Here is an 18306-nt window from a genome sequence, read left to right as displayed (position 1 = left end):
GGGGCCGGTCCGGCCGTGGCTGCCATCGGCGCGAAGGGGGAGCTTCCTGATGGCATACGCGAAGGGTTATGACGTCTCCGACTTCCAGTCGGGCATTCCGGGGGATGCGGAGTTCGTCTTCATCAAGGCCACCGAGGGCGGGCACACCGAGCAGTCGGGGTACGCCTCCAAGGTGGCGGACGCGCGGGGGCGGGGGCTGGTGGTCGGGCACTACCACTTCCTGCACGTGGAGAACCCGGTCGACGGTGAGGTGGAGCACTTCTGCCGGGTGGTGGGGTGGATCCCCGCGGGTGAGTTGCTGGTGCTGGACTTCGAGCCGTACGGGCAGTCGGTCGGTGACGGGGACGCGACGGCGGCGAAGAACCAGTGGCTGGCGGCGGTCAAGCAGCGCTACCCGGACCATCTGGTCGGGCTCTACACCAACCGGGACTACTGGTTCAGGACCGACGACAACGCGGGCGACTTCCTGTGGATCGCGGACTACGTGTCCGCGGGTTCGCCGCGCATCCAGGCGTCCTGGCGCTTCCACCAGTACACCGACGACCCGCTCGACACCAACGTGTTCAACGGCTCGCTGGACGAGCTGAAGGCGTGGGCCGGGGCCGGCCAGGCCCCGGCGCCCGAGCCGCCCACGCCGGCGCCGGACCCCGTGCCGCAGCAGCCCGACTGGCCGGGGCTGCAGTTGGTGAACCGCGACCAGTGGGGCGCGCGGGCCTGGCGTGAGCCCAACGGCTCGATCCCGTACGCCGGTCCGCGCGCCGGGGTGAAGGTGCACTACCTGGGCACGGCGTACACCTTCTCCACCCACGACTCCTGCCCGGCCTACGTGCGGCGCCTCCAGGCCTCGCACATGGACGACGACGGCTGGTCGGACATCGGCTACAGCTTCGTGGTCTGCGAGCACGGCGTCGTGTTCGAGGGCCGGGGCCTGAACCGGCGCAACAGCGCCAACGGGGACGTCCCGCTCAACGAGGCGCACTACGCGGTGTGCGGACTGGTCGGCTCCTCCGGGTCGACCGAGCCGACCCCGGACCAGCTCAACGGGCTGCGGGACGCCATCGAGTACTGCCAGCGGCAGGGCCCGGCCGGTCCGGAGATCAAGGGGCACCAGGACGGCTACTCGACCGACTGCCCCGGCCCGGCGCTGTACGCCTGGGTGACGTCGGGTGCGCCGCGCCCGTCCGGGACGGTGGTCACCGCGCCCCAGCAGCCCGCCCCGCAGCCGGACCCGACCCCGGCCCGGTACCAGAAGAACGTCGGCGGGCTGGCGTACGGCTACGGCGCGCACGGTCCGCAGGTCACCCTCGTCGGCGAGGCGCTGTCGGCGGCGGGCTTCGGCTCGCACTACAGCCAGGGCCCCGGCCCGGACTGGACCGACGCCGACACCCTCAACTACGCCGACTACCAGCGCAGTCTGGGCTACTCCGGAGGGGACGCGGACGGCGTGCCCGGCGAGGCCTCGCTGCGCCGGCTGCTCGGCGGAGCGGTCCCGCTGGCCCAGGTGTCGAAGTCGAACGTGGTCGCGGCGGCCCGTCAGGACCCGGACGCGCCCCAGGGCGCCACCACCCACGCGGACGACGTGTACACGGTGGAGCGGGCCCTCGTCGCCGAGGGGCTGCTCGACCGGCAGTGGGCCGACGGCTCGTTCGGCACCAGGACCATCGACGCCTACTCCGCCCTCCAGCGCCGGTACGGGTACAGCGGGCAGCAGGCGGACGGCATCCCCGGCATCAACTCGCTGACCCGGCTCGGCCAGGCGCACGGCTTCACGGTCGCCGACTGACGTCGGTCGAGGAGGACCGATGTACCAAATCGCCCTGTCCCTGTGGCGCACGTGCGTGCCCTACATCGTCGCCTTCCTCGTGGTGCAGGCCGCGCGGCTCGGCATCCACCTGGACAACGCCTCCGCCACCTCCGCCCTGGTCACCGGCTTCGGCACGGCCTACTACGCGGCGTTCCGGTTCCTGGAGCACCGGTTCGGCGCGTCCTGGGGCTGGTTCCTGGGGGCCGCGCGGCCGCCGTCGTACCAGACGGCGGCCCCGGGGTCGGCCCCCACGTCGGACCCCGGTTCGGGCCGCGGATCGGGCCCCGAGTCAACTCCCACGCCGGAGCCCGAATCGGCCCCCAGACCGGCTCCCGCGCCGACGGCAGCCACTGCGCCGGTCGTGCCCGAGCCCGCACCCGTGCCGGCGCCCGCACCGGTACCGGCACCCACGCCCGAACCGGCGCCCGAACCGGCGCCGCCCACCCCCGCGCCGACACCCGAGCCGGCGGATCCCCCGGCGGCAAGACCCGACTACCGGAACCTCCCCGAAGGCGGCTGACCGGCCGCGCCGGGCATCGGCAGGGGGCGTGAGTCGCCGATTCCGCGCCCCCCGGCCCAATTAGTGCAGTAATACAATTTGCCTTTCCTGCTCGGGTCTTGACGTGTAGTCACCCGAATATGAGACTGAGCCTGCCACCGATGCATCGGGACCGCGCGGCATACCCGCAATCCGGTTCGAATCACTTTCCCGGGTCCCTTGATGCACGAAGTGAACGGAGGGGGAATTTGCCGACGACACCGACCTACCCGGGCGTCTACATCGAAGAGCTTCCCAGCGGCGTCCGTACCATCACCGCGGTGAGCACCTCGGTGACCGCCTTCGTCGGGGCGACCCGGCGCGGCCCGCTCGACCAGCCCGTCACCGTCACCAGTTTCGCGGACTTCGAGCGCCGCTTCGGCGGGCTCGCGAGCCAGAGCCCGGTCAGCTACGCCGTCCAGCAGTTCTTCCTCAACGGGGGATCGATCGGCGTCGTGGTCCGGGTCGCGGCGGCCGGGACCGGCGCCGCCGCGGCCGTCACGCTCCAGTCGACGCAGACCTCCACCGCCACCCCCGCCCTTGAGGTCACGGCCGTCGAGCCGGGGCTCTGGGGCGCGGCACTGCGGGTCGCCGTGGACTACCTGACGCCGACCCCGGCCGAGACCTTCAACCTCCAGGTCTTCGACACCTCGGGCGCCGTCCGGGAGTCCTTCACCGACCTGTCGGTCCGGGACACCAGCCCCCGGTTCGCCGAGACGGTGGTGAACAGCGGCTCGACGGTCGTCCGGGTGAAGGTCCTGGCGGCGAGCCGGCCGGACCCGGTGGGCACCGTCTCCAAGCCGTTCGCGGCCACCCTGCCGGACCTCACCCACGAGATCCAGGTCAAGATCGGCGACGTGTCGCGGACGGTCCGGATCCACGACCCGGCCATGGACGGCGCCGCGCCGACCACCGTCCCCGAACTCGCCCTGCTGCTGGAGCGCAAACTGCGCGCGCTGCCCGACGCCCCGGGCAGCCGGGTCTTCGCGGGCACCCGGGTGAGCGTGTTCGGCCGGCAGCTCCAGGTCGTCGCCGGCTCCACCGACCCGGCCGACGTGGTCCGCTTCCTCGGCGAGGCCGCCAACAACCTCGGACTGGAGGGTTCGGTCAGCCCGCCGGTCCTCGCCCTCGCCGGCGGCCAGGACGGCGCAGCGCCCGGCCTGACCGACCTGATCGGCAGCGAGGCGGCCAAGACCGGCATCCAGGCCCTGCGCGACGTGCAGGACGTCAACCTGCTGGTGCTGCCGGAACTGGCCGGCTACGCCAACGTCGACGACGCCGTCACGGTCGTCTCGGCCGCCCAGGCGCTCTGCGCGGAGAAGCGGATGTTCCTGATCGTCGACTCGCCGCAGGCGTGGACGACGCTGGACGCCGCCCGGACGGGGCTGGCCGCCTTCGACTCGGTGCGCAGCGACCACGCGGCGCTGTACTTCCCGCACCTGGAACTGGTCGACCCGCTCACCGGCCGGCTGCGCAGCTTCCCGCCGTCGGGCACCATCGCCGGCGTGATGGCGCGCACCGACGGCCAGCGGGGCGTGTGGAAGGCGCCGGCGGGCACCGAGGCCGGTCTGCCCGGGGTGCGCGCGCTGACCGTCCCGCTGACGGACCGGGAGAACGGCCTGCTGAACCCGCTCGCGGTGAACTGCCTGCGGACGTTCCCGGTGGTGGGCCCGGTGGTGTGGGGCGCCCGGACGATGGCCGGCGCCGACGTGCTCGGCTCGCAGTGGAAGTACGTCCCGGTGCGGCGACTCGCGCTGATGCTGGAGGAGAGCCTCTACCGCGGCACCAAGTGGGTCGTGTTCGAGCCCAACGACGAGCGGCTGTGGGCGCAGATCCGGCTGAACGTGGGCGCGTTCCTGCACTCGCTGTTCCAGCAGGGCGCGTTCCAGGGCACGTCCGCGCGCTCGGCCTACTTCGTGAAGTGCGACAAGGACACCACCACGCAGGACGACATCAATCGCGGTGTGGTGAACGTCGTGGTCGGATTCGCGCCCCTCAAGCCGGCGGAATTCGTGATCGTCAAGATCGAGCAGCTCGCCGGACAGTTCGAGGTTTAGGATCTCCATGGTCGAGTTCACCGTCAATCCGCACCGGTTCGACCCCTACAAGAACTTCAAGTTCCTGGTGGTCTGGGACGGCCGGGTCGTCGCCGGGGTCAGCAAGGTCAGCCCGCTCAAGCGCACCACCGAGGTGGTGAAGCACCGCAGTGGGGGCGATCCGAGCGCACCGCGGAAGTCGCCGGGCCGCACGGACTTCGAGGCGGTCACCCTGGAGCGCGGCGTCACCCACGACCCGGAGTTCGACCGCTGGGCCAACAAGGTCTGGATGGTCGGCGCGGGCCGCGGGGCGGAGGTCTCGCTCCGGGACTTCCGCAAGGACCTGGTGATCCAGGTGCTCAACGAGGCCGGCCAGGTGGCGGTCGCCCACAAGCTGTACCGCGCCTGGCCGAGCGAGTACCAGGTGCTCGGCGAACTGGACGCCAACGCCAACGCGGTGGCGATCCAGAGCCTCAAGCTGGAAGTGGAGGGCTGGGAGCGGGACGACGAGACGCCCGAACCGGAAGAGCCGTCGTTCCAGCAGCCGGCCTGAGCGGGGACCGATGGAACTCGCCGGGCAGGCCGCCCTGTTGGCCACCTGGGAGGCCGGACTGGCGGCCGGCCGCAGCGGGCGGGCCCTGCTGCTGCACACCGTCGCCCGCCCCGGGGCGGGGACGGCGGAGCTGCTGGCCGTACCGCTCGGCGAGCGGGACGCCGAACTGTTCGGCCTGCGCGTGGAGTTGTTCGGCGAGCAGCTGAACGTGCTGGTCGGCTGCCCGGGTTGTGCGGAGGAGATGGAGTTCGCCTTCGACGCCCGGCAGTTGGTCGGTTCGGCGTCGTCGGTCGGTGCCGGGAAGTCGGGCGAGGCTGGAAAGTCGGGCGGCGCCGGGGAGTCGAGCGGCGTCGCGGAGTCGGGCGCCGCTGGAAAGTCGGGCGGCGCCGCGGAGTCGGGCGGCGCCGGGCCGTTGCGGGTGGAACTGGACGGCTGGCGGGTCGGTTTCCGGCTGCCCACCCCCGGTGACGTGGCCGCCGCCGAACAGGCCCCCGCGGGCCAGGGCAGGGCCGTCCTGCTGGAGCGGTGCGTGCTGACCGCCGAGCACGGCGGGGAGCCGGTGGCCGCCCGGCGGCTCCCCGAAGCGGTCCAGCGGCGCATCGCCGAGGCGGCCGCCGCGGCCGACCCGTGCGCGGACGTCCGGCTGAACCTCAGCTGTCCCGAGTGCGGCCGGCAGGCCCTCGCCGAGCTGGACATCGCCTCCTACCTCTGGGAGGAGCTGGACGACTGGGCCCGGGCGACCCTGCTCGACGTCCATCTCCTGGCCACCGCCTACGGCTGGAGCGAGGCGGAGATCCTGGCGCTCAGCCCGCTGCGGCGCCGCTACTACCTGGAGCTGTGTGCAGATGCCTGACCACTTCGACCGCCTGGTCGCGAAGGGCGCCCGGGACCGGGCCGGTTCCGGGTCCGAATCCGGCTCCGAGGCCGGGTCCGAGGGCGTGGTGCGCGTGCGGCCGCGCCTGCCGGGGCCGTTCGAACGGATCGACGGTCTCGGTCCGGACCGGCCGGACGTCGACGGGGAGTCGGCCGCACCCGGTCGGCCGGAACTGCGGCCGCTTGCCGCACCGCTCCCCCGGCCGACGGCGGCACCACGTCCGGCCCCGGCCGAGGGAGCGCCCCGGAACGCGGCCCACGACGACCGGCCGGCCGCCGCACCCGTCCTTCCGCTGCCGCGCACGCCGCTGCTGGTCGCGCCACCGATCGCCGCCGCCGCGCCGGCCGTCGAGCCGGTGCTGCGAGCGGGGGCCGCCCGCCCGGCGGCCCCGCCGGCCGGCAGCGCGCCGCCCGGCACCGCTCCGTCCCGGACGGCCGCCCCCCGGACGGCAGGGGCACCGCCCGTATCGGTGCGGCCCGCCGTCGCACCGGCGTCCGGACGGCGGGCCGCCCTGACGGCCGCCCTGGGCCACGCGCCCGGGACGGGGACCAGCGGCCGGCAGCGGCCGGTCGAGCGGGTGGTGCGGGTCCGGATCGGGCGGGTCGAGGTCAGGGCCGCCGAGCGCACCCCGGTCGGACCGCGCAGGCCGGCGGCGGCCCGCCCGGCCCCGGCCCTCGACCTGGGCAGGTACCTCAACCGGGAGCCGTCATGACCGGGCGGGTGGGCGCGTCGAGGGAGTGGGCCCCATGAGCAACCACCTCGCGATCGCGACCGTGAGCGAGGCCCTGCGGCTGCTCATCACCCGCGCGCTCTCGCCCGACATCCCCTTCGCGGTGGAGGTCGGCACCCGCAGGCCGCTCACCGAGCCGCCCGCCGACCCGACCATCACCGTCTTCCTCTACCAGGTCACGCCCAACGCCGCGCTGCGCAACCGCGACGCGCCCACCCGCGCGACGGACGGCACCGTGCTCGCCCGGCCGACCGCCGCCCTCGACCTGCACTACCTGATCAGCTGCTACGGCGAGGAGAGCCAGCTGGTCGGGCAGCGACTGCTCGGCTGCGTGGTCCGGGCACTGACCGAACAGCCGGCGCTGTCCCGGCAGTTGATCGACGAGGCGGCCTCCCAGCCGTACCTGGTCGGGACGGACCTGGCCGCCTCGCCACAGCGCGTACGCTTCACCCCCACCACGATGGACCTCGAGGAGCTGTCCAAGCTGTGGAGCACCCTGCTCCAGACGCCGTACGCACTGTCCGTGGTCTACCAGGCCACCGCCGTCCTCGTGGAGGGCAGGACCGACCCGGTGGCCGGCAAGCCGGTGCTGCGCCGTACGGTGCGGGCCGTGCCGTCCCGCGGGCCGGTCGTCGAGCGGGTGCTCTCCCGGCCGGCCGGGTCCGCGGGCGCCCCCGGGGAAGGGCCGGTGACCAAGGACCGGGAGCTGGTGGTGGAGGGCTCCGGCCTGCGCGCGGACCTGGTCGTGGCCAGGATCGGCGAGCGGCGGGTGGCGGTCGGCCCCGGCGGCGTCCGGGACGACCGGCTGGTCGTCGCCGTACCGGAGGACCTGCCGCCCGGGGTGTACCAGGTGCAGGTGCTGCACGGACTGGCGCTGGACGGCCGGCCCGCCGCCGACCACCTCGCCGTGGAGTCCAACGCGCAGACCTTCGCCCGGCAGCCGCGGATCGTCGCGCCGATCGGCACGGCGGGCCGCACGGACGGACCGGCCGGGGTGTCGGCCCGGCTGGACGTCCGACTGGACCTGCCACTCCGGGACGACCAGCAGGTCCTGCTGCTGCTGGACGAGTTGAACCCGCCCGCCGGACGGCCGGGGGCCGGCCACCAGTTCCGCGCGCCCGCGCCGCCGCAGCCGCGCACCGACCCGTTCACCGTCCGGGTGCCGGTCGTCGGCGTGCGCCCGACGGCGTACCTGGCCCGGGTCCAAGTGGACGGCGTGCCGAGCGAGTTGACGGTGTCCGCCGACGGGTCCTTCGCCGGTCCCGTCGTGGACCTGACGCACTGACCGCAGGACGGGGGAGAGATGAGCACGCGCCGGAGGCAGGGCCGCGACGGCCCGGCGGACGATGCGCACCTGCGGTCGCTGTCGGCCGCGGTCGCCGCCGTCCTCGAACGGCTCGACGCGCACGCGGCGGGCCGCACCGACCGGGCGGCGTCCGGCGGGTCCGGGCCGACGGCGTCCGGTGAGCCCGGGCCGGAATCGTCCGGCGCGCCCGCGGCGGCCGGCAAACCCACGCCGTCCACCGCTGCCGGCCGCCGGGGTGGGCGCCGACCGGCCGCCACCGCCCTGGACGCGCTCAGCGCCTCCTTCGGGCTCACCCCGTTCGAGCGCGACGTCCTCGTGCTGGCCGCCGCCCCCGTGATCGACCCCACCGCCGCCGCCCGCTGCGCCGCGGCGGGCGGCGACCCGGGGCGCGCGTACCCGACCTTCTCGCTCGCCCTCGCCGCCCTGGACCAGCCGCACTGGAGCGCGCTCACCCCGGTGGCCCCGCTGCGCCGCTTCCGGCTGGTCGAGCTGGACGACGAGACGGCGCTCACCGCCTCCCGACTGCGGATCGACGAGCGGGTGCTGCACTTCCTGGTCGGCGTGCCGTACCTGGACGTGCGGCTGCACGGGCTGCTCACCCGGATCGGGCCACCCGGCGAGCTGCCCGGCCCGCACGAGCGGTGCGCGGCCGAGCTGGCACACGGGTGGACGGCGGCCGGGCTGACCGGCCCGCCGCACACCGAACTGACCGGCGCCGACCGCCGCACCCGCTGGGAGATCGCGGCGGCGGCGGCCCACCGCGCCGGGCTCGGCCTCTACGCCGCCCACCGCGAGGACCTGCCCACCGAGCCCGCCGAGCGCGAGCAACTCGCCCGGCTGTGGCAGCGGGAGGCGATCCTGATCCCGGCCGCGCTGCTGGTCGAGGGCGGGGAGCCGGGCGGGGAGCGCCGGCCGACCCCGAACGGTACGGAGGCCTTCCTGGCGAGCCTGGGGGTGCCGCTGGTGGTGTCCGGCGACGAGCCCCCGCCGGCGGGGGTGTCGGACCGCGCCCGGCTGACGGTGCCCCCGCTCGGCCCCGAGGAGCAGCTGGCGATCTGGGGCGCGGCGCTGGACGGTGCGCCGGGCGTCACCGAGGGAGAACTCCGGTCGCTGGCCGCGCAGTTCTCCCTGCCCGGCCATGTGATCCGCTCGGCCGCGGCGACGGCCCGGCGGGCGGCCGAGGACGGTCGGGACGTCAGCCCGCTGGCGTGGCAGGCCGGACTGGTGGAGGCCCGGATGTCCCTGGAGGAGCTGGGCCGGCGGGTCGAACCGCGCGCCGACTGGGAGGACCTGGTGCTGGAGGAGCGCCAGCGCGCGACGCTGCGCGAGATCGTCGCCCACGTCCGCCGGCGCGGCACGGTCTACCAGGAGTGGGGGTTCGAGTCCGTGCTACGCCGGGGCCTCGGCGTCACCGCGCTGTTCGCCGGCGGGTCGGGCACCGGGAAGACGCTGGCGGCCGAGGTCGTGGCCGGGCAACTCGGCGTGGACCTGTTCGTCATCGACCTCTCCCAGGTCGTCAGCAAGTACATCGGCGAGACCGAGAAGAACCTCCGACGGGTTTTCGACGCGGCCGAACGCGGCGGCGCGCTGCTGCTGTTCGACGAGGCCGACGCGCTGTTCGGCAAGCGCAGCGAGATCAAGGACAGCCACGACCGCTACGCCAACCTCGAGGTCAGCTACCTGCTGATGAGGATGGAGGCCTACCGGGGCCTGGCCGTGCTCACCACCAACATGAAGAAGGCGCTGGACCCGGCGTTCATGCGGCGGATCAGGTTCGTGGTCGACTTCCCGTTCCCCGGGGTGCCGGAGCGGGCCGAGATCTGGCGGCGGGTCATCCCCGAGCAGACCCCCAGCGAGGGCATCGATCCGCAGCGGCTCGCCCAGCTGACGGTGGCCGGCGGTTCCATCCGCAACATCGCGCTGTCCGCCGCCTTCCAGGCCGCCGACGAGGGCTGCCCGATGCAGATGCGGCACCTTCTGGCCGCCGCGCGCACCGAGTACCTGAAGCTGGAGCGCTCGCTGACGCCCTCGGAGGTCGGCGGATGGATCTGACCGAGGGGGCGGAGACGGGGCGGCGCGGCGTCGGGCCCGAGGGCGTCGGGCGTGAGGGCACCAGGTCTGAGGGCGCCGGGCGGGCCGAGCGTGAGGGCGCCGGGCGGGCCGAGCGCGGGGGCGTGGGGCGGATCGAGGTCGAGATCGGTGAGCTGGTCCTCGACGGCTTCGCGCGGATCGACCACGACCGGCTGGCGGCGGCGTTCCGGAGCGAACTGACCCGCCTGGTCGAGGCGCGCGGCGTGCCGCTCGCGGTCGGCGGCGACCGCATGCTGGACGTGCTCTCCGGGCTGCCTCCGCTGCCGGCGGGCGCCTCGCCGCAGCGGCTCGGCGAGGCCCTCGCCCGCGCCGTGCACAGCGGGCTGTCCGGGCTGTCCGGACGGTCAGGGCGATCCGGCGGTGCCCGGCCGCCGGGACGGGGGCGGACATGACGCGACCCACCGCCACCGCGAAGGACTCCACGCCGGACACCAGGCAGGGCGCGGCGCGGCGCAGGACCCGGACGCCGAAGGCCCGCACGCCCGAGCCGAAGGAGATCGTCTCCGGCGCCGGCCAACCGCTCGACCCGGGCGTGCGCCGGGAGTTGGAGGCGCGGCTCGGACACGACCTCAGCCGGGTCCGGGTGCACACCGACCGGGACTCCGCCGCGCTGACCGAGCTGATCGGCGCGGACGCCGTCGCCGTCGGCCCGGACCTCTTCTTCGGCGAGGGCAAGTACCGGCCGGCCGCCGAGGACGGCCGACGGCTGCTCACCCACGAGCTGCTGCACACCGTCCAGGCGCCGAACCCGCTCGGCGCGCTGCGGGCCGGGCGTGACCTGGGCGCGGTCAGCCTGCCGCTGGACGCGATCGAACAGGAGGCGGAACACGGCGCGCGCGCCGATCGGCCGACGGCGGCGGCGACGGGTGCCACACCGGGTGCCACGCCGGGCTGGCTCCGCTACGCGACCGTCGACGCCGACCGGTTCCGCACCGAGCGGCTCGACCCGGCCACCCTGGTCGAGCGGCTGGCGGCCGGCATCCTGCGCTCGCTGCGCGGCGACCCGACCGACTCCTCCGGCCGGGTCCGCCTGCAACTCGCTCGCTTCGCACCGGAGTTGCAGGAGTCCGTGCTCGCCCGGCTGGCGGACCGGATGCCCTCCTCGGACTACACCCGGGTGCTGGAGCTGGTCGAGGCCGCCGAGCACCGCCCGGCCGACATCGACGGCGCGCAGACGCCCGAGCCGGTCACCGGGGCCGCCGAGCGGACCGGCGACGAGCGGAGCGGCGACGAGGAGCTGACCGGCGAGGAACGAGCCGACCAGCCGGGGCAGGCACAGGACCGGCAGCCGGACCAGGAGGCGGACCGGACGGACGGCCCGAGGGGACGGCGCAAGCACCCCAAGGGCCAGAACGGCAAGGGCCAGAACGGCAAGGACCGGGACGGCAAGGACCAGGACGGCGAAGCGGGCGCCGAGCAGGGCCCGAGGCGGCAGGAGGAACGGCAAGCACCGCCCGCGGACGGCAAGGACGGGCAGGCGCCGCAGAGTACGCCGCAGAGTGCACCACCGACGGGGCAGCCCGAGGCCGGCCCGGAGGCGTCCGCGACGGCCCCCGAGGCGGCATCGGAGGCCCCCGCCGCGGTGGAGGAGGCGGACCAGGCGGCGGCCGCCCCCGTGACCGGGGCGCCCGAAGCCGGGCAGCCGGAGGCCCCCGCCCAGCCCTCGGCCGGTACGACCCCGAAGGAGCCGGCCGCCGTCGCGCCGCCGCAGCCCGCGCCCGTCAAACCCGAGCGCCTGGACGCGATCGCACAGGCCCCGGACAGCCCGCTCGCCCGGCACGGACTGCTCAAGGACGACCAACCACAGGACGAAACCCGGGACGAGGAACGGCCGTTGGGCATGGAGCCCGACGCGGAGGCCGAGGTCCACGACACCCCCGGCGCGGACCGGGAGCAGCAGCCGCAGTCGGCCGCCGAGCCGGAGCTGGGGCCCGCCGACTTCCTGCCCACGTCGGACCCCGACGTGTCCGCCGTCCCGACCGTCGAGCGGATCCCGCGGTCGGCGGACGGCGCGCCCGCCGCGGACACCGAGGCACCGGCGCTCCCCGAGCCGCCCGCGACCAAGGCCGAGGAGGTCCAGGAGGAGCGGGCGAGCCGGCCGGAGAGCGACGAGGAGCAGGCGGCCTCGCCCGAGCCTGCCCCCGCCGCGGAGGCCGGAACGACGGGGCAGGACGGGCCCGCCGGGCAGGCTGCGGAGGCCGAGGACCGCGGCAGCCGTGACCTCCAGCCGGAGCAGCCGGTCGAGCAGGAGGTGGGCCCCGATCCGGCCCAGGGTCAGGCTGCTGCCCCGGCCGCGACCCCGGAGCCGCAACACGAGCAACACGAGCAGCAGGAAGAGCACGAACAACAGGAACAACAGCCGGAAGAGCCCGCCTCCGCACCCGAGCCGAGCACCCGGGAACACACCGCCGCCCCCACCGGAGCAGGGCCGGTCGGCGCCGACGGCCCGGAGAGCGCGCCCGGGGCCGAGCCCGACACCGCGCCGTCCACCGCCGCACCGTCCGGCACCGCCGTACCGTCCGACGCCGCCGTACCGTCCGACGCCGCCGCCGGTCCGGCGGCCGAGCAGTCCGACGCGCCGGGCGGACTCACCGCCCAGCCCGCCCCGGACGCCTCCCTGGAGTCCGGCGGCGGCTCCTGCGCGGGCCCCCAGCAACCCACCACCGAGGCGGAGCCGGACGGTGGCGCCGGTGGCGCCGGAGGCGGCTGCGCGGCCGGGGCCGGGGGCGCCGCCGGAGCCCCCGCCGAGCAGCAGGAGAAGCCGGCCCCGCCCGACGTCTCCGGCCAGGACCCCCAGGGCGCACTCGCCACCGCCGCGAGCCTGCCGCCCGATCAGATGGCCGCCACGCTGGACGGCGTGGACGGTTCGGTGGACCGTACGGTCGGCGAGCAGCACGCCCGGCTGCAGGCGGCCCCGCCCGCCGTCCAGCGCCCGTCCGGAGCCCCACAGACCCAGTCCGGCACGCCCGAGGCCGCGCCGCCGGCCGAGGCGGTGACGGAGCGGCTGGAACGGGTCGGTCCTGAGGGCGCGGACGGCGGGCAGCAGCAGGCCGAGCAGAAGAAGGTCGAGGGCCGCAACCCCGCCGACCGGGTCGCCGATCCGCACGTCGCCGACGACGCGAGCGGCCAGGTCTCGGCGCAGGAGGTGCAGCAGGTCCAGGGCGCCGTCGACGGGGTTCCCTCGACCGACCCGGCGCTGAACACCACCGTCGGCCCGGCCCCCAGGGTCGAACTGACCGGCGAGAGCGACCCGGCTCGCACCGACCGGCAGGCGGGCAAGCTCAAGGACAGCTCCGCCAGGATCCTCGGCGTCGGCCGGGAGGACGCCGCCAAGCCGATGGGCGAGGACCGGATCTACCCGGACGTGCCGAAGGAGACCCTCACCGCCTCCGTACCAGGCGGCGGCCGCAGGCGCGGGGGCGGCGGCGCCGGACGCGCCGCCGACACCAAACCGGGCATCGGCATCGTCACCCAGCAGGAGCGCGGGCCGCAGATCCAGGCCGCGGTCGGTGAGGGCCAGGGCCGGCTGGGCTCCGAACAGGCCAAGCAGAAGCAGGGCGAGGCCGACGCGCGTCGGCAGAACCAGGCCGAGATCGACCAGGCGGTCGCCGACGACGCCCAGGCCCAGGCCGGCGAGCGGGGCGACGCCGCGGAGAAGGTCACGGCCGAGCGCGAGCAGTGGCGCACCGAGCAGGACCGGAAGGTCTCCGGCGCGGACCGGGACGCGGACGCCGAGCACAAGGACAAGACCGGGCAGATCGACGGGAAGCGGACCGAGGCCGACAAGGACGTCCAGGACCGTCAGCAGCAGGACAACCAGAAGATCCAGGACAAGCGGAAGGAGGCCGAGGAGAAGGCGCAGAAGGAGAAGGACCGCAAGAAGGAGGAGTCCGAGGGCTGGTGGGGCTGGGTCAAGTCCAAGGTCAAGGCGGCCTTCGACGCGCTGGTCGAGGCGGTCACCAAGGTCTTCGACTACTTCCGCGGCCTGATCAACGACATCATCGACGGCTTCCGGAAGTTCGCGAACTGGGCGATCGACCAGGCGCGGAAGTTCGCCGTCGACCTGATCGACAAGCTCGCGGACGCGCTGATCAAGATCTGCGACGTGCTGCTGGCGGCCTTCCCCGAACTGCGGGACAAGTTCCGCAGGAAGATCGAGGAGTGGCGCGACAAGGCCGTCGCCAAGGTCAACGAGTGGGCCGACAAGCTCAAGAACGCCGTCAACAAGCTGCTCGACGCGCTGGCGGCCGGGCTGAACGCGCTGCTGGACGCGCTGGAGGCGGGGCTGAAGGCCGCCATCGAGGCCGTCCGCAAGGCGGTGATGGACGCCATCGACTTCGTGCAGAAGGCGATCGCGGTCTTCGGCGAGTTCGCGGCCCTGATCGGCGACATCGCCCCCGACCCGGGCGGGTGGCTGAAGAAGCTCGGCACCGCGGCGATCGACGGCATCCAGCACTACCTGTGGGGCGCGATCAAGAGCGCGGTGAAGCAGTGGTTCAACGACAAGGTGGAGTCGGTCGTCGGCCTGACCTCCACCATCGTCAACGTCCTGGTCAAGGGCTGCATCTCGATGGCCCAGATCGGACGGATGGCCTGGCAGGCGATCGTGGCGGCGCTGCCCGGAATGATCGTCTCGATCGTCGTCGAGAAGCTGGTGTCGATGATCGTGCCGGCGGCCGGTGCGATCATGGCCGTCATCCAGGGCCTGGTCGCGGCGTGGAACACCATCAGCAAGATCATCGCCGCGATCGGGAAGTTCGTCGCCTTCCTCAAGGCCGTCAAGTCCGGATCGGCCGCCTGCCTGTTCGCGGACGCGGTCGCGGCGGGCGTGGTCGCGCTGCTCGACTTCATCTCCAACTTCCTGCTCAGCAAGCTCAAGGGGGCCGGCAAGGCCGTCGGCACCAAGCTCAAGGGCATCGCCCAGCGGATCCTGAAGGGCCTGGCCAGGGCCGGCCAGGGCGCCCGCAAGGCAGCCGGCCGGGCCGTCGACAAGGCCCGGGCGAGCCTGCGCCGGGCCACCCGGACGCTCCGCCGGCGCCCCTCCCCCAGCCGGACCGCCACCCGCCCCGCCCGCACCGGACCCGCCCGGCACACCATCGAACACGCGAAGCCCCCGGCACTCACCCCTGGACGCCCGCGCCGCGAGGTCACCCGCCCGAAGCCCACCCCCCGCCGCCGGCCCACCTCCCCCGTCGGCCGCGCCCTCAACGCCTCCCGCCAGACCGTCAAGGCCGCCCTCAACCGCGTCCGCACCGCCGCCCGCACCCTCGGCCGCAAGCTCCTCCACAGCAAGCTCGGCCGTGCCCTCACCAACGGCGCCCACCGCATCCGCGACGCCTACCGCAGGCAACGCGACCGCCTCCGCGCCTGGCAGCAGAAGCGCCGACAACAGCGCGCCGAGCGCCGCGCCCACGAGAACTCGCCCCAGGCGAAGCAGCAGCGGCTCGACCTGATCGTGGCCCGTCTGCAGCCGCGTCTGACGCGGCTCCTCGGCAAGGGGATCCGGAGGCAGGCCCTGGGAGCGGTACTGCGGGCGCTGCGTGCCTGGTACCGGCTGACCGGGCTCGAACTGAGCGGTCTCCCGCGGTTCGTCATCCGCGCGCTGCTGAACCCGGAGAAGGTCGCGGTCGCGGGAGTGGAGCTCGATCGCACCGAACTCCTGGAATTCATCCGCACGGTGGCGGACGAGGTCCGGGGTTCGTCACGACACGTGGAGAACACGGAGGACATCGGGTACGACCAGCAGAACAAGCGGATATCCACCGGCGACAGGATCGATTCCGTGTCCATGGCGAACAGGTTCCGCAAGCTGGCCTTCCCGGACGGGAGCTACCAGACGGTCGAGGGCCCGAACGGCGCGACCGTGGGACTCAAACAGGGGTTCAACAGTCCACGCAACCAGGTGGTTTCGCCGCACGGAAGCGCCGCCGAACGGCTCCCTCACGACTATCCGAGCATGTTCAACGGCATGTCGGGGCCGGAACAGGAGAAGATCGCCCGTGCGATGCTCGCCGATCTGGGCGGGGGCCCCGCACCGGAGGGCGCGGACGCCATCCCGGAAGGCAGGCGGACGTTCCTCCACACCCTCGGTGCCGTCGAGCACAACCGGTCGCCCAGCGACGTGGTCTACCGGGCGATGGCCTACAAGGTCGCCACGGAGGATTCCGGCAAGTTCGACAAGAAGCGGCGCGCCGCCGGAATGACCAACTTGGACGAAGCCGTCAACAAACTGCCGCTGGCACCGAAGGGGGCGCAGAGTGAGGCCCGCCAGCTCAATCTCGCCCTCAAGTTCAAGGAGTTGAAGTCCTCGACCAGCGACTCCGACGTGCTCGCCCGACGCATGCAGGCGCTCGCCGCGCAGGAGGGGCTCGGCCCGGCCGAGCTCCAGCAGCTGACAGGCGTCAGCCAGGCCCGCTTCCTCACGAACCAGGGGATACCGGCCAAGAGGCGCAAGGAGGTTCGGACCGTGATGAACAACAAGAACGCGTCCGAGGAGGACCGGGCGAAGGCACGCGCCGAGATGGAGTCCTGGAAGCAGGCCTACGTCCAACACGCCTGGGGCGAGGCCGCCCGGACGGGAGAAGTGAGGACCACGCGCAAGGCCGACGCCATGGCCGAACGCGAGGTGGCGTTCCTCAAGGCCTGGGCCGCGACGCTCGAGCTCGACTTCGCGGGCAGCGAGGGCAAGGAGAGACTGTTCGCGCACATCCGCGCTCACATCTACGAGATCTACGGCCTCTGAGGCCTGGAACGCACCGAATTGGAGGGTGGATGACCACCGGACGTCACACGGGTCGGCGCTTGATTCTCCACGATTCCGTGGACAACGCCGAGATCCGGGCCTTCGCCGAGGCCGACGGATGGACCTACGAAGGGGACATCGCCCGGGATCCGGAGACCCAGGCCCACTACGAGGCGAAGTGGTCACTGCCCGGCGGCCTGTCGGCGCACTACGTCGCGGACGAGTTCGTCGACGCCCGGTACATGGTCGTCGCCGGTGACGACGGTGCGCGGGTCCAGGAGGCGTCGGCGCGACTGGAGGCCGCGCTGGACTTCTGGAGCGTCGACGAGCTGGAGACCGACTTCGACGTGTGCGTCTACCCGATCGAGCAGGCGAGGTCCGTGTTGCTCCTGGGCGCCGGATCCCCGAAGCGGGCGGTGGGCTCCGTGGTCATGCGCGTCCTGGAGGCGGTCCGGCACAAGGATCCCCGGGTCCGTCGGGCCGCGGTTCAAGCCATGGTGTACTCCGAGTGGCCCGAGTACCGGGAGCCGCTGGCGGACGTGGTCGCCCACGACGCGGACCCCGAGGTCGTCCGCGAGGCGGGGATCGCCCTTCGGCTGCTGGAGGAGCCGGCCCGGCCGGAGGAAGACTCCTGATGGCCGGGTACGCGGACGCCCCCAGGCCGGTCAGGGCCGGGCTGGTCATCGTCGACGCGCTGCGCGGGACGCCGCAGCGGGTGGTCGTGCTGCAGTTCAATCCGGACAGTCTGGAGCGGTCGTTGGCGCCGCAGGTGGCGGGGGCGGACGGGAGTGGGGACCGGACGGAGGCGTTGCGGCTGAAGGGGCCGGCGGTGGAGACGTGGAAGTTCACCGCGGAGCTGGACGCGACGGACCAGTTGGAGGTGCCGGCGCCGAACGGCATCCATCCGCAGTTGGCCGCGCTGGAGTTGCTGGCGCAGCCGACCAGTTCGCAGTTGCGGGCGAACCAGGCGCTGGCCTCGGTGGGGACGCTGGAGATCACGCCGGTCGAGGCGCCGCTCACGCTGTTCACCTGGGGCGGCAAGCGGATCCTGCCCGTGCGGTTGACCGAACTCACCATCACCGAGGAGGCGTTCGACATCGACCTGAACCCGATCAGGGCCACCGTCGCCATCGGCCTGCGTGTCCTGACCGTCAACGACCTGCCGGCCGGCCACCGCGGAGCCGAACTCTACCTGGCGCACCTGGTGCAGCAGGAGCGGCTGGTCGGCACCGCGGCCGACGGGCGGCTGAGCGCGCTCGGCCTGGGCGGGGGGCTGTGATGACCGCCGACCACCCGCTGAACGCGCTGCCCGCGCCCTCGCCGTACCCGCCGACCAGCCGGTACCACGACGTCCCGGTCGCGCTGTACACGGAGCCGGACGGGCGGCAGGTGCCGTACCTGAGGCGGCGGTTGCTGCCGAACCCGGACAGCCTGACCCCGCTCACCGAGCATGTCGTCGGTGCCGGCGACCGCCCCGATCTGCTCGCCTACCGCTACCTCGGCAGCGCCGACCAGTGGTGGCGGATCGCCGACGCCAACCCGGTGCTCGATCCACGGGAGTTGACCGCGACGCCGGGGCGGCGGATCACCATCGCGCTGCCGGGCGGGGTGCCGGGGGTGGGGGGTGTCTGA

At 74.0% G+C, this 18306-nt stretch carries 13 protein-coding genes; all 13 read left to right on the top strand.

Annotated elements, in window-relative coordinates:
* Positions 1-49 precede the first annotated feature (49 nt).
* The gene (locus ACIQ87_RS01190; protein ID WP_402399695.1) at positions 50-1783 is read left to right on the top strand and encodes a peptidoglycan-binding protein; all 1734 of its coding nucleotides are present in this window, start codon (positions 50-52) and stop codon (positions 1781-1783) included.
* A 19-nt stretch (positions 1784-1802) separates the two neighbouring features.
* Positions 1803-2324, top strand: a complete 522-nt coding sequence (locus ACIQ87_RS01185; protein WP_402399692.1) for a hypothetical protein — start codon at positions 1803-1805, stop codon at positions 2322-2324.
* Positions 2325-2551: 227 nt separating this feature from the next.
* Entirely contained in the window at positions 2552-4399 is a 1848-nt protein-coding gene (locus ACIQ87_RS01180) for a phage tail sheath family protein (protein ID WP_402399690.1), read from the top strand.
* A gap of 7 nt (positions 4400-4406) precedes the next feature.
* A complete protein-coding gene (locus ACIQ87_RS01175; RefSeq protein WP_392870870.1) occupies positions 4407-4931 on the top strand; it encodes a phage tail protein in 525 nt (174 codons plus the stop codon).
* Positions 4932-4941: 10 nt separating this feature from the next.
* Entirely contained in the window at positions 4942-5784 is an 843-nt protein-coding gene (locus ACIQ87_RS01170) for a hypothetical protein (protein ID WP_402399687.1), read from the top strand.
* Positions 5777-6517 (top strand): hypothetical protein, encoded by a 741-nt coding sequence (locus ACIQ87_RS01165; protein WP_402399684.1) that lies wholly within the window; start codon positions 5777-5779, stop codon positions 6515-6517. The genes ACIQ87_RS01170 and ACIQ87_RS01165 overlap by 8 nt, the downstream gene beginning before the upstream one ends.
* A 34-nt stretch (positions 6518-6551) precedes the next feature.
* A complete protein-coding gene (locus ACIQ87_RS01160) occupies positions 6552-7820 on the top strand; it encodes a DUF4255 domain-containing protein (protein ID WP_402399681.1) in 1269 nt (422 codons plus the stop codon).
* 18 nt (positions 7821-7838) lie between these two features.
* Positions 7839-9893, top strand: coding sequence for an ATP-binding protein (locus tag ACIQ87_RS01155; protein ID WP_402399678.1), 2055 nt, complete (start codon positions 7839-7841; stop codon positions 9891-9893).
* Positions 9884-10324, top strand: coding sequence for a hypothetical protein (locus ACIQ87_RS01150; protein ID WP_402399675.1), 441 nt, complete (start codon positions 9884-9886; stop codon positions 10322-10324). Before ACIQ87_RS01155 ends, ACIQ87_RS01150 begins: the two co-directional genes overlap by 10 nt.
* A complete protein-coding gene (locus ACIQ87_RS01145) occupies positions 10321-16674 on the top strand; it encodes a DUF4157 domain-containing protein (protein WP_402399672.1) in 6354 nt (2117 codons plus the stop codon). The genes ACIQ87_RS01150 and ACIQ87_RS01145 overlap by 4 nt, the downstream gene beginning before the upstream one ends.
* Positions 16675-16751: 77 nt before the next feature.
* Entirely contained in the window at positions 16752-17309 is a 558-nt protein-coding gene (locus tag ACIQ87_RS01140; protein ID WP_402399669.1) for a HEAT repeat domain-containing protein, read from the top strand.
* A complete protein-coding gene (locus tag ACIQ87_RS01135) occupies positions 17309-17953 on the top strand; it encodes a hypothetical protein (RefSeq protein ID WP_402399666.1) in 645 nt (214 codons plus the stop codon). The genes ACIQ87_RS01140 and ACIQ87_RS01135 overlap by 1 nt, the downstream gene beginning before the upstream one ends.
* Positions 17953-18306 (top strand): hypothetical protein, encoded by a 354-nt coding sequence (locus tag ACIQ87_RS01130; protein WP_402399663.1) that lies wholly within the window; start codon positions 17953-17955, stop codon positions 18304-18306. The genes ACIQ87_RS01135 and ACIQ87_RS01130 overlap by 1 nt, the downstream gene beginning before the upstream one ends.

It is taken from the genome of Kitasatospora sp. NPDC096204 (assembly GCF_044763205.1).
Taxonomy (GTDB): domain Bacteria; phylum Actinomycetota; class Actinomycetes; order Streptomycetales; family Streptomycetaceae; genus Kitasatospora.
This window is presented reverse-complemented; position numbering and strand designations above follow the sequence as displayed.